This is a genomic window from Aureivirga marina (assembly GCF_015767265.1).
GTDB classification, from domain to species: domain Bacteria; phylum Bacteroidota; class Bacteroidia; order Flavobacteriales; family Flavobacteriaceae; genus Aureivirga; species Aureivirga marina.
Genome location: NZ_JADPIB010000003.1, coordinates 402,753 through 414,782, shown reverse-complemented (window position 1 = coordinate 414,782; position 12,030 = coordinate 402,753). Strand labels below are relative to the sequence as shown.

Genomic DNA, 12,030 nt, shown 5'->3' with positions numbered 1-12,030 from the left:
TTGAAAAAATCTTTCTGAGAATAAAACTAAAATTTTCATTTTTAGTGAGTTTTACTAGGTTTTTCGGTGTTAAAACTTATGAGAATTCATCGTTTTTTCTTAAATTTGTAGAAAAATTAGCATTAAAAATCTTAAATAAACAACAAATGAAAAGTTGGGATAATAAGTGATATTTTACTATATTCATTATAGGAGATTTATAGTATAAATAATATCTTTGCAATCCTTCACTAAATGCCGAATAAGTATGACTAAAGAAACAAATTATACTGAGGATAATATACGTTCTCTAGATTGGAAAGAACACATTCGAATGCGTCCGGGAATGTACATCGGAAAGCTAGGAGATGGTTCTTCTCCTGATGATGGAATTTATATACTTTTAAAAGAAGTAATAGATAATTCCATTGATGAATTTGTAATGGGTGCTGGAAAAACAATTGAGATCAGTGTAAAAGAAAGTCTTGTTACAGTTAGAGATTATGGTCGTGGAATTCCTCTTGGAAAAACTATAGATGTAGTTTCAAAAATGAATACAGGTGGAAAATACGATACAAAAGCGTTTAAAAAATCTGTAGGATTAAATGGAGTAGGAACAAAAGCTGTAAATGCGCTTTCTACATACTTTAGAGTGCAAGCAGTGAGAGATGGAGAAACGAAAGTTGCAGAATTTTCAAAAGGAGAATTGACGGAAGATTTTCCAATTGAAAAAACAACAATTAGAAAAGGAACTAAAATTTCTTTTACTCCTGATACAAGTATTTTTGTCAATTTTAAGTATCGACAAGAATATGTGGTGAAAATGATTAAAAACTATGTGTATTTAAATCCAGGTTTAACAATCATTTTTAATGGAGAAAAATTTGTTTCTGAAAATGGATTGAAAGATTTATTGGAAGAAAATATTTCTGAAAATGCAAAATTATATCCTATTATTCATCTAAAAGGAAATGATATTGAAATTGCAATTACGCATAGTAAAGAACAATATAGTGAAGAATATCATTCGTTTGTAAATGGACAACATACAACACAAGGTGGAACACATCAAGCAGCTTTTCGAGAAGCAATTGTAAAAACACTTCGTGAATATTATAAGAAAAATTATGATGCATCAGATATTCGTAAATCTATTGTAGCTGCAATCAGTATCAAAGTAATGGAGCCAGTTTTTGAAAGTCAAACAAAAACAAAACTAGGTTCTACGGAAATGGGAGATGATTTACCAACAGTTCGTACGTATATCAATGATTTTGTAAAAAATAAATTAGATAATTATTTACATAGAAATAACGAAACTGCTGAGCTAATTCAAAAGAAAATTCTACAAGCAGAAAGAGAAAGAAAAGAACTTTCTGGAATTCGAAAATTAGCTAAAGATAGAGCGAAAAAAGCAAGTTTGCACAACAAAAAACTTCGTGATTGTAGAGTTCATCTGACAGATATTAAGAAAGAAAGAAATTTAGAAAGTACTCTTTTTATTACCGAGGGAGATTCTGCAAGTGGATCGATTACGAAATCTCGTGATGTAAATACACAAGCTGTTTTCAGTTTAAAGGGAAAACCTTTGAACAGTTATGGAATGACAAAGAAAATTGTTTATGAAAATGAAGAATTTAATTTGTTGCAAGCAGCTTTAAATATTGAAGAAGGATTAGAAACATTGCGTTATAATAACATTGTAATTGCAACCGATGCCGATGTGGATGGAATGCATATTCGTTTGTTATTAATCACATTTTTCTTACAATTTTTCCCTGAATTAATTAAAGAAGGTCATTTATATATTTTAGAAACGCCGCTTTTTAGAGTTCGAAATAAAAAAGAAACAATTTATTGTTATTCGGAAGAAGAAAAACAAAATGCGATTCAAAAATTAAAAGGAAAACCAGAAATTACACGATTTAAAGGACTAGGTGAGATTTCGCCTGATGAATTTAAACATTTCATTGGAGATAACATTCGTTTGGATCCTGTAATGCTTGATAAAGAAATGTCTATTGATCAATTATTAAAATTTTATATGGGGAAAAATACTCCAGATAGACAGAAATTTATTATTGAAAATTTAAAAGTTGAACTAGATTTAGTAGAAGAATTATAATGCAAGATTTAAACGAATTTGAAAACCAAAATAATGCAGAAAGTCAAGAAACCATTACTAAGGTTACAGGAATGTATAAAGAATGGTTTTTGGATTATGCATCCTATGTAATTTTAGAAAGAGCTGTTCCAGCAATTGATGATGGTTTTAAACCTGTTCAACGTCGTATCATGCAAGCGATGAAAGATTTGGATGATGGACGTTATAATAAAGTTGCAAACATTGTAGGACACACGATGCAATATCATCCTCATGGTGATGCTTCCATTGCTGATGCAATGGTGCAAATTGGACAAAAAGAATTGTTGATTGATATGCAAGGAAACTGGGGAAATGTCTTGACAGGAGACAGAGCTGCTGCTTCTCGTTATATTGAAGCACGTTTATCCAAATTTGCTTTAGATGTTGTATTTAATCCAAAAACAACGAATTGGCAAGCTTCTTATGATGGTAGAAAGAAAGAACCAATTAATCTTCCTGTGAAATTTCCAATGCTTTTAGCACAAGGAGCAGAAGGAATTGCTGTTGGACTTTCGACAAAAATTATGCCTCATAATTTCAATGAATTAATCGATGCTTCTATTCAATATTTAAAAGGAAGAAGTTTTAAGATTTATCCTGATTTTATCACTGGTGGAGCAATGGATGTTTCACAATATAATGATGGAAAAAGAGGAGGAAAGATTCGTGTTAGAGCTAAAATCACAAATCCGACTAAAAATCAATTATTGATTACAGAAATTCCTTTTGGAACAACTACTTCTAGTTTGATTGATTCGATTTTAAAAGCCAATGAAAAAGGTAAGATTAAAATCAAGAGAATTGAAGATAATACTGCCGAAAATGTAGAGATTGTAATTCATTTGGCAAACGGAATTTCTCCTGATAAAACGATTGATGCTCTATACGCTTTTACAAATTGTGAAAATTCGATTTCGCCTCTTTGTTGTGTAATTGAAGATAACAATCGTCCTTCGTTTATTGGAGTTTCTGAATTATTGAAAATTTCTACAACTAAAACAGTGGATTTACTGAAAAAAGAGTTGAAAATTGAATTAGATGAATTAAATGAACAATGGCATTTTGCTTCTTTAGAACGAATTTTTATTGAAAATAGAATTTATCGTGATATTGAAGAGGTTGCTACTTGGGAAGGTGTGATTAAAGCAATTGATAAAGGTTTAAAACCACATATAAAACATTTAAAAAGAGAAGTAAAAGAAGAAGATATTGTAAAACTTACGGAAATTCGAATTAAGAAAATTTCAAAGTTTGATATCGATAAAGCAAAACAATTTATTGAATCTTTAGAAGAAAAAATAGAGAAAGTAAAATTCAATTTAGATAATCTAATTGATTTTGCAATCGCTTATTTTAAAGATTTAAAAGCAAAATATGGTAAAGAAAAAGAGCGTAAAACAGAAATTCAGCTTTTTGATGATATTGTAGCAACAAAAGTTGTGATTCGTAACTCGAAACTTTATGCAAATTTTGAGGAAGGTTTTGTTGGAACTTCTTTAAAGAAAGATACTTTTATTGGAGATTGTTCAGATATTGATGATGTGATTTGTTTCCGAAAAGATGGTACGATGACAATCACAAAAGTTGCTGAAAAAACATTTATCGGAAAAGATATAATTCATGCTGCAATCTTTAAGAAAAACGATAAAAGAACGATTTATAATATGATTTATCGTGATGGTCGTGGTGGAACTTCTTACATGAAACGTTTTTATGTAACTGGAGTAACTCGTGATAAAATTTACGATTTAACAGTTGGAACAAAAGGTTCATCTGTTCTTTATTTTTCAGCAAATCCAAATGGAGAAGCTGAGGTTGTTTCGATTTATTTAAGAGCGATAAAAGGATTGAAAAAACTTCGTTGGGACATTGATTTTTCAGAATTATTAATTAAAGGAAGAAGTTCTAAAGGAAATGTAGTAACGAAAAATGCAGTGAAGAAAATTGAATTAAAATCTGCTGGAATTTCTACATTAAAACCTAGAAAAATTTGGTTTGATGATTCTGTAAAACGATTAAATGTTGATGAAAGAGGAGAACTTTTAGGAGAATTTAGAGCGGAAGATCGAATTTTAATTATTGATTCAAAAGGTTATTTAAAAGCTGTGACTCCAGAACTTTCACTTCATTTTGATAATAATATTGAAGTGTTGGAGAAAGTAAATCCGATTAAGCCAATTTCTGTTTTATACTATGATGGAGAGCGTGAAAGATACTATGTGAAACGTTTCTTGGTGGATATTAATGTAAAAGAAGAATTGATTATTACTGAGCATCCGAAGTCGCAACTTTTAGCTGTTTTAACAGATTATCGTCCACAAGTTGAAGTTATATTTTCAAAACGTTCATTAGAAAATCAGGTTTTAGATTTTGAAAGTTTTATCGCGATAAAAGGAGTTAAAGCAATCGGGAATCTTTATACAAAGGAAAAGATAAGAACAGTTAATACGCTTGAACCGTTACCTTATGAAGAGCCAGTTGTAGATGAAATTGAAGTTGTGGATGAAGAACCAATTGATGGTGAAGTTGAAACTACTGAAATTTCAGAAAATCCGACTTCGGAAGATTTAAAATCAGATGAAGATGGACAAATTGAAATGTTTTAAATTTTTCAATTAAAAAATATAATAGAAAGGCAATTTTTTATAGATTGCCTTTTTTTGTGAAAAAGAGTTTATGGGAAAATAAAAAACTGCAAGAAACAAAATTCTCAATTTGTTGAAAAATTAAGAAAAGAAGAATAAAATCTAATTAATCTCATATCCAGCTAAACCAAGATAAATTTCATCAGAACTTGTTTTGCCAATAGAACTAGGAATTTGATAAGGAGATTTTGAAAGTTCAGTTAAAACTCCATTGGAACTTAAATAAAACATGGAAATTTTATGATCGTCAATTGCAGAAATTACATAAACATAATTTCCTAAATTGATGATATCTTTTAATTCATCTGTTCCTAAATTTTTAGCTTCAACTCTTCCATTTTCAATTTCTGAAATCGCATCATTTTCTCCAATATTATAAGAAATAATAGCATTTTCGCCCAAATTTACAGCAAAGAAAGTTTTTTTGTCTAAACTAATATTTGACCAACAAGTTCCTGGTTCAAATCCTGTTCCTGCTTTAAAATGTTCCGCAATTTCATAAGTTGAAGTATTTAAACTATAAACATCATAATCAATCAATTCTTCAACTAAATTAAAACTTGCAACATAAGATCGAGTTCCGTTTGGTGACCAAATTGCAGCTGTAGTTCCTCCAATTCCAATTTTAGAAAAAGAAAAAGTTTGTGTTGCTGTTCCATTATTAAAATCATAAAAATAAACATAGCTTGGTTTGATGATATTTGGATTAGGAAAAGGAACATCGAAATGGTAAATTCCTAAAGTTGTTACCGAAAATCGATTTCCATTTGGATGAAAATCAACACTTGAAATTCCACCAATATTTGCATCATAATAAGCATCTAAAATACTTTCAAAGTTTAAAATTCCTGTATTTTTATCTAAAGTAAAAAGAACAATATTTCTTTTATCAGAATTGATAAATTCTCCTTCTGGTATTTCATTTTCTCCTTGATAACCAAAAGAAGAATGCTGATTCCCAACTAAAACCCAAATTTTTTCATTTTGCTCTGAAATAGCTATGGTTACAGGACGAATTCCTTTACTATCAATATTTACAGTAGTATTGTCATTTGGCGTTTGATCAATTAAAGATAAATTTCCAGTTGGTTTGTCGATTTTAAAAACTGAAATAGAACCATTTTCTGGGTTTTTTCCTGCATTTACAACTAAAAGTAAATCATCTATGATTCGGATAGAAAATTGCGCATCAAAATCGCCTTGTTCTGTTGCTCCCAAATCTTGTGTGTTAAAAGGAGAATTTTCTAATTCTTGAATCGTTCCGTCAGCAAATTGTTTAAAACCTAAAACAGCATTTTCACCATTTGCATTTGTAGAAGTATAAAGAAATCCGGTTGCTTCTTTGATAGGATCTATATTTTCACCATTATCATCATTTTTACAAGAGATTAAAAATAAAATGCTTACAACGAAAAAAACAAACTTTTTATTCATGATAGATTTACTTTTTAGTTCTATTAAATTTAATCTTTTCTTTCTGAATATTAAATAGTTAAATGTTTTTTATTTAAGTTTTAATTTAATTGTTTTTCAGAATTTTAAATAAAAAAATCCTGGCTTTTAAAACTAGGATTTGCATATTTAATTTTAGATATTTTATTTAAATCTGAGTAATTATTTCTTTTTGTAAGAAAATTATTTCACCATATTTCTTCTGATTTTACTCAATGCTTCTGGTGTAATTCCTAAATAAGATGCAATTAATTTTTGAGGAACTCTTTGTGAAATATTTGGATATGTTTTTAAAAATTCTTGATAACGTTCAAGTGCAGTTGCGCTCATTAACATTAATAATCGATGTTGTAAAACTCCAGCTCTTCGAGTTAATAATTTCGTTTGTTTTAATAAAGCTTCTCTTGGCATATCCTCCACAAGATCTTGTTTTTTAAAATCAACAATTTCAATTACAGAATCTTCCAAAGCATCGATAAATAACTGTGATGGAGTATCAAAAGTGTACGATTCAAAATCACCAAGAATCCAACCTTCAGGAGCAAAAAGAAAAACATGTTCTTTTCCTTTAGAATCAATTGTATAACTGCGTAAAAGCCCAAAACAAACAAAATAACTCAAATTTTTTTCATCGCCTTTTATCTGTAATAAAGTTCCTTTTTTGACCTTAATTTTTCGAATAGTTCCGAAAATTTCTTTTTCTTTTTCTGGTGGAATTCCAGCAGATAATAATAATTCTTTCATTGATTTCATTAGATAAAAGTACAATTTTAATCAGGAGAAAAATAAGAACAGAATGAAAAATAAAAGATAAATTGCAAGAATTAATTTATAGAAAAGAATAAACATTTAAAAACGATGGTTTTACTATTTTGCGACAGTGTTTTCGATAGAAAAATAATCGAACCAGATTATGAAAAAGAACAACAAATTGCTAAGAAATATGGTTTTCAAACGTATTTAATTAGTCATGAAGAATTAACAGATAATCATTTAAAAAACGCTTTAAGATTTATTCCAACTTTAGAAGAAAAAGAAATTGGAATGTTTAGAGGTTGGATGTTGACACCAAATCAATATGAGAAATTATACAATAGATTATTGGAGAAAAATATTCAGTTAATTAATTCGCCTAAAGAATATAAGCATGCACATTATTTACCAGAATCCTTCGAATTAATTAAAGAAAAATCACCTTTTTCGATTTGGTTTTCTAAGGAAGAATTTAAAGATTTTGAAACTATTTTTGAAAGATTAAAAGTCTTTGAAAATGAAGCTGTAATTATAAAAGATTTTGTGAAATCTGAAAAACATGCTTGGAAAGAAGCTTGCTTTATTCCGAATTTTTCGGATAAAGAAAATGTTAGACAGATTGTATCAAAATTTATCGAATTACGTGGAAATTATCTTAATGAAGGATTAGTTTTTCGAAAATTTGAACATTTAAAGTTTTTGAAAAATCATTCCAAAAGTAACATGCCTTTGACAAAAGAATTTCGTGTGTTTTTTTATAAAAATCAAATAGTTCAAATTGCGAAATATTGGGATGAAGGAATTTATGGAGAAGAAAATCTTGATTTCAGTTCTTTTATAGAAATTGCAAATCGAATTGAAAGTAATTTTTTTTCAATGGATATTGCACAAAAAGAAAATGGAGAATGGATTATTATGGAAATTGGTGATGGTCAAGTGTCAGGTTTTCCAGATAATTTAGACAAAGTAAACTTCTATAAAAACATCAAAAAAATACAAGATGGAATTCAAATTTGATATTGATAAAATTGTCAATCATTTACAGAAATATGCAGAAAACTTAGAAGATTTTTATCAATGGTCTGTAAGTTTAAAATCGTTAGAAAAATTAAGCAATTTAGGAATTATTTCAAAAGAAAAAGCTTTAGAGTTAAATGATTTAAAACCATATGATAAAGAGATTCAATTAAAATCGATTGTGCAACCAAAATTATTGGATTTTTATGAAAATGACTTTTCAGCTTTTGTAAAATTGAGTATGTGGATTGTTCGTGATTGGGGAGGGGTTAGAGCAGCAAAACAAGAAGATACAATTCAAACAATAAAAGATGTTATAGAGAATGAAAAAACGCCTTTTAAAAGAGTTGCAAGTTATTCCAAAGTTTGTGCATTTATGTTTCCAGAGAAATATTTAATTTATGATTCACGAGTTGCGTATTCTTTGAATTGGATTTTACTTTCACAAGATGCAGGAGAAATTTATTTTCCAATTCCAGAGGGAAGAAATTCTAAAATGTCAGCTTTTGATATGCGAGTTTTGATTCGTTTAAAACATAAAGAAAATTATCAAGTAAATTCTGTCTCGGAAATTGATAAACGATTTATTTTAAATAGAGATAAATCTTTATTTATTCCTCAAAATATTGCTTATAAAAAATTAAGTGAATTAGTAAAGGAAATCAGTAAAAAGCTTTGGAAATCAGCGCAAGCAGAAAAATTATATTTTACAGAAATGCTTTTATTTTCAATTGCAGATTCTTTCGTAATTGAAGAAATTGTGAATCAAATTAGTTTGAAATAAGCTTGTTATGAAAAATTAACAAAGTTCAACCGGTATTAAGAAAACATTACAATTTTTAAATGATTATAGTTAATGATTGTATCATATGAGTTAAAGAATTCATTTTTTAATTAAGAAATTTAAATTTCAATAATTCGTATAATCTAAAACTTTAAAAATGAGCAATACTGGAAATACAATCTTAGGTGTTTTAGTCGGTGGAGCAATTGGTGCAACTTTAGGAATTCTATTCGCCCCAGAGAAAGGATCTAAAACTAGACAAATGATTAAGGATGAAGTAAACCATTCAAAAGATGATATTTTGAATAAGGTTTCTCATTTAAAAGAAACAATCGAAGAAAAAGTGTTTCATAAAAATGGAACTTTAGGAAGTAAAATTGAAGAAATTATTACAGAATCTTCTATTGGAACAAACGATGCGATTACTGCTTTAGAGAAAAAGCTGGAAGAATTAAGAAAAAGAAATAAAAAGACTGTATAATGAATATCTTGAACTCATTAGATAAATTGTCTTCAAAAGTAATTGACCTTGGAAATGATTATGTAAATAATTCAACAGAATATTTTAAGTTGAAAATTTTCTATCATCTCACAAAGTCATTTACTTTTGGGATTAAGCTGATCATTTTACTTGGATTATCATTTTTTGCATTGGTTTTTTTATCTGTTGCATTGGTAGTTTGGATAGGAGATGTCATCGGAAGCTTCGCATTAGCTTGTGTTTTAGTTGCCGTTCTTTTCCTTTTGATTGGTTTTTTGATTTATTTATTGAGAAAAAATATTGATAGAAAAGTAATTCAAAGCTTTTCAGAGGATTATTTTGATGAATCTATTTAAAATTTAAAATGATGAGAAAAAAATATAATTCCTTTGAAGAAATAGAAGAAGATTTAAGAAGATGGAAATTAAAAAGTGAAATTTCTAAAGAGCAAATTAAGTTGATTAATAACGAATTTGTTCATGAATTTAAATCGTATAAATGGATTATAGATGTTTTTGCACAAATGAAAAAATATGGACTTTTACTTTTGATTGAAAGATATATTTTTAAAAAGTGGAATAAATAATATTAATCAAAATCTGAAGATTCTCTTACCTTTTTATATTCAATTGGTGTAATGTTATATTTTTCTTTAAAGATTTTAGAAAAATAACTTCTACTGCTAAATCCAATTGAATAAACAATTTCTGAAATCGATAATTCTGTGTTTTTAATCAATTCTTTAGACTTCTCTAAACGAACATCTCTGATAAATTCAGTTACCGTTCTTTTGTATAAAAACTTAAAACCTTCCTGAAGTTTTGCTTGCGAAATATTCGTTTCTTTCGATAAAAGCTCTAAAGTATAATTCTCCGAAATATTCATAGAAATAGTTTCTGCTAAATCTTGAATCACTTTAAGATTTTTATGAGCTACAAAGAAAATTTCCTTTTGATTTCTATTTTCCTTTTCTACTTGTTCTAAAATTTCTGCTAAAAATTGAAAAATAATTCCTTCGATTTTTAAAATATCAAATTTAGATGAAATCGTAATTTTCTCTATTTCTTGTATATAATTTGCTAAAAGAATATTTGTTGTGCTAAAGTTTTTTTCAAAAATAGAATTTAAAGAAAGTAACGAATTTATTTTCTGATGAATAAAACTATTTTCATCAATTTCTAGTAAAATAATTTGCACTTTTTTATTTAAAGAAAAGGTGTAAGTAAACTCATTTTTAGAAAGAAGAAACTGAAAAGGACTTAAAGTTTTACTTGAAGTATGAATTCCTTTAAAATCAATGCTTTCAGATGAGCAAAAATGAATAAAATTCTTATTTTGTTGTGGAAAAATAAAAGTTGTTTCTTGAAAAAAAGCAATATCAAAAAGCCAAAAGTGAAAACCATTTTTGGAAGTGATTTTTTGAATCTTTCCATTTGCAAAAGCTGAGTTAATAGAAAGTGTTTGTTCTTGAAAATTTTTAGAAATTACACCATGAATTTTCTCTTGAATTTGTTTTAAAAAACAAGATTTATCTTTTGTAGAAAGCTGTATATGTAAAGAATTTGAAAAAAACATTTTAGTTCATTTTTATTCTCTTTTTAAAATTAAGCAATCAAAAAATAAAATTATTTTAAAAAAAAACTAAATATGAAAAATATTACTGGAAAATTTAGTTAATATTTTGTAAGTTAGATAGTTATGTAATTTGAAATAAAATGGCTTCAAACAGTTTTAAGACAATTCAACCAAGTATTATAAAGCAATTATTCACATTGTTGATTCTCTTTTTATTAGGAAGATTAATCATTGTGGAAATTCTTCCGTATTTGTCTGGTTTTCTTGGAGCGCTAACACTTTATATTTTACTAAAAAATCCGATGCGAAAATTGGTTGCAAAAAAATGGAAACCACCAATTGCGGCGGCTTTGCTATTGATTTTTTCCATTGTTTGTATTTTATTTCCAATTTCACTTGTCATTCTTTTATTAAAGAAAAAAACAATTTTATTTATTAAAAAATTACATCATGTTTTAAATGTGATAAAAAGACAAATCAGTTTCATTGAAGATTATTTTGGCTATGAAGTTTCTACAGGATTTGATGCTGATTCTATTTCACAATGGCTTTCCAAACATTTGAAGACGTTTGCTGGAAGTTCTTTACATACAGTGCTTTCGATAGTTTTGATGTATTTTTTGCTTTATTTTATGTTGTTAAATGGAAAAAAACTTTTTGATTCATTACTTCGATATGTTCCATTAAACAAAGAAAATATTAACTATATCAGTGAAGAAAGTGAGAAAATTATCAAATCAAATGCAATTGGGATTCCTTTAGTCGCTTTAGTGCAAGGTTGTGTCGCTTTTGTAGGTTTTTTAATTTTTAAAATTCACAATCCATTTTTTTGGGCAATTCTTGTAACGCTTGGTTCTACGATTCCTTTTTTAGGATTGTTAATAGGAATTATTCCTGTTTTTATTTTAAAAATCTCTAGTGGATATAATTTTCAAGCTTATGGAATTTTACTTTATGGATTGATTGTTCTTGGTTTATCGGATAGTTTAGCGCGTCTTTTAATTTTGAAAAAAATGCAAGATGTTCATCCTGTTGTTACACTTCTTGGAATCTTAGTAGGATTCCCACTTTTCGGTTATATTGGATTAATTTTCGGACCGCTTTTAATTAATTTATTTTTAATGTTTGTTCGAATTTATAAATCAGAATATGAGATTCGTTAAGAGTTATTTCTAAAAAGAGAAAAATTATTCCAAAA

The 12,030-nt window shown here is 27.7% G+C and carries 11 protein-coding genes; 8 read left to right on the top strand and 3 right to left on the bottom strand.

Features of this window, described 5'->3' with window-relative positions:
- The first annotated feature begins 247 nt into the window (after positions 1-247).
- Both I1A51_RS08605 and I1A51_RS08600 read left to right on the top strand, forming a co-directional pair.
- Positions 248-2,104, top strand: coding sequence for a DNA topoisomerase IV subunit B (locus I1A51_RS08605; RefSeq protein WP_196893030.1), 1,857 nt, complete (start codon positions 248-250; stop codon positions 2,102-2,104).
- The gene (locus tag I1A51_RS08600; protein WP_196893028.1) at positions 2,104-4,731 is read left to right on the top strand and encodes a DNA gyrase/topoisomerase IV subunit A; all 2,628 of its coding nucleotides are present in this window, start codon (positions 2,104-2,106) and stop codon (positions 4,729-4,731) included. The genes I1A51_RS08605 and I1A51_RS08600 overlap by 1 nt, the downstream gene beginning before the upstream one ends.
- Positions 4,732-4,872: 141 nt before the next feature.
- On the opposite strand, the gene I1A51_RS08595 is transcribed toward I1A51_RS08600, so the two are convergent.
- Positions 4,873-6,204, bottom strand: a complete 1,332-nt coding sequence (locus I1A51_RS08595; protein ID WP_196893026.1) for a lactonase family protein — start codon at positions 6,202-6,204, stop codon at positions 4,873-4,875.
- 201 nt (positions 6,205-6,405) lie between these two features.
- On the bottom strand, positions 6,406-6,966 hold the full coding sequence (locus I1A51_RS08590; protein WP_231373994.1) for a Crp/Fnr family transcriptional regulator: 561 nt from the start codon (positions 6,964-6,966) through the stop codon (positions 6,406-6,408).
- A 114-nt stretch (positions 6,967-7,080) separates the two neighbouring features.
- Here I1A51_RS08590 and I1A51_RS08585 point away from each other — a divergent pair, with 114 nt between their 5' ends.
- From I1A51_RS08585 to I1A51_RS08565, 5 genes are all read left to right on the top strand, one after another.
- The gene (locus tag I1A51_RS08585; protein WP_196893025.1) at positions 7,081-7,992 is read left to right on the top strand and encodes an ATP-grasp domain-containing protein; all 912 of its coding nucleotides are present in this window, start codon (positions 7,081-7,083) and stop codon (positions 7,990-7,992) included.
- The gene (locus tag I1A51_RS08580; RefSeq protein ID WP_196893023.1) at positions 7,976-8,776 is read left to right on the top strand and encodes a hypothetical protein; all 801 of its coding nucleotides are present in this window, start codon (positions 7,976-7,978) and stop codon (positions 8,774-8,776) included. The genes I1A51_RS08585 and I1A51_RS08580 overlap by 17 nt, the downstream gene beginning before the upstream one ends.
- A 157-nt stretch (positions 8,777-8,933) precedes the next feature.
- Positions 8,934-9,257, top strand: coding sequence for a YtxH domain-containing protein (locus I1A51_RS08575; protein WP_196893021.1), 324 nt, complete (start codon positions 8,934-8,936; stop codon positions 9,255-9,257).
- Positions 9,257-9,613 carry a phage holin family protein gene (locus tag I1A51_RS08570; protein WP_196893020.1) on the top strand — a complete coding sequence of 119 codons (357 nt, stop codon included), beginning with the start codon at positions 9,257-9,259 and terminating at the stop codon, positions 9,611-9,613. Before I1A51_RS08575 ends, I1A51_RS08570 begins: the two co-directional genes overlap by 1 nt.
- A gap of 11 nt (positions 9,614-9,624) precedes the next feature.
- Positions 9,625-9,843, top strand: a complete 219-nt coding sequence (locus I1A51_RS08565) for a hypothetical protein (protein ID WP_196893018.1) — start codon at positions 9,625-9,627, stop codon at positions 9,841-9,843.
- A 2-nt stretch (positions 9,844-9,845) separates the two neighbouring features.
- Here the strand turns inward: I1A51_RS08565 and I1A51_RS08560 are convergent, their stop codons facing one another.
- Positions 9,846-10,832, bottom strand: a complete 987-nt coding sequence (locus I1A51_RS08560) for a helix-turn-helix transcriptional regulator (protein ID WP_196893016.1) — start codon at positions 10,830-10,832, stop codon at positions 9,846-9,848.
- A 140-nt stretch (positions 10,833-10,972) separates the two neighbouring features.
- Between I1A51_RS08560 and I1A51_RS08555 the strand changes: the two genes are divergently transcribed.
- Positions 10,973-11,995: an AI-2E family transporter gene (locus tag I1A51_RS08555; protein ID WP_196893014.1), complete on the top strand. Its 1,023-nt coding sequence runs from the start codon at positions 10,973-10,975 to the stop codon at positions 11,993-11,995.
- The last annotated feature ends 35 nt before the right edge of the window (positions 11,996-12,030 follow it).

What these genes read in the sequence shown, in the direction of transcription:
- I1A51_RS08605 (WP_196893030.1), top strand. Translation starts at nt 248, where the DNA reads ATGACTAAAGAAACAAATTATACTGAGGATAATATACGTTCTCTAGAT.
- I1A51_RS08600 (WP_196893028.1), top strand. Translation starts at nt 2,104, where the DNA reads ATGCAAGATTTAAACGAATTTGAAAACCAAAATAATGCAGAAAGTCAA.
- I1A51_RS08595 (WP_196893026.1), bottom strand. Translation starts at nt 6,204, where the DNA reads ATGAATAAAAAGTTTGTTTTTTTCGTTGTAAGCATTTTATTTTTAATC.
- I1A51_RS08590 (WP_231373994.1), bottom strand. Translation starts at nt 6,966, where the DNA reads ATGAAAGAATTATTATTATCTGCTGGAATTCCACCAGAAAAAGAAAAA.
- I1A51_RS08585 (WP_196893025.1), top strand. Translation starts at nt 7,081, where the DNA reads ATGGTTTTACTATTTTGCGACAGTGTTTTCGATAGAAAAATAATCGAA.
- I1A51_RS08580 (WP_196893023.1), top strand. Translation starts at nt 7,976, where the DNA reads ATGGAATTCAAATTTGATATTGATAAAATTGTCAATCATTTACAGAAA.
- I1A51_RS08575 (WP_196893021.1), top strand. Translation starts at nt 8,934, where the DNA reads ATGAGCAATACTGGAAATACAATCTTAGGTGTTTTAGTCGGTGGAGCA.
- I1A51_RS08570 (WP_196893020.1), top strand. Translation starts at nt 9,257, where the DNA reads ATGAATATCTTGAACTCATTAGATAAATTGTCTTCAAAAGTAATTGAC.
- I1A51_RS08565 (WP_196893018.1), top strand. Translation starts at nt 9,625, where the DNA reads ATGAGAAAAAAATATAATTCCTTTGAAGAAATAGAAGAAGATTTAAGA.
- I1A51_RS08560 (WP_196893016.1), bottom strand. Translation starts at nt 10,832, where the DNA reads ATGTTTTTTTCAAATTCTTTACATATACAGCTTTCTACAAAAGATAAA.
- I1A51_RS08555 (WP_196893014.1), top strand. Translation starts at nt 10,973, where the DNA reads ATGGCTTCAAACAGTTTTAAGACAATTCAACCAAGTATTATAAAGCAA.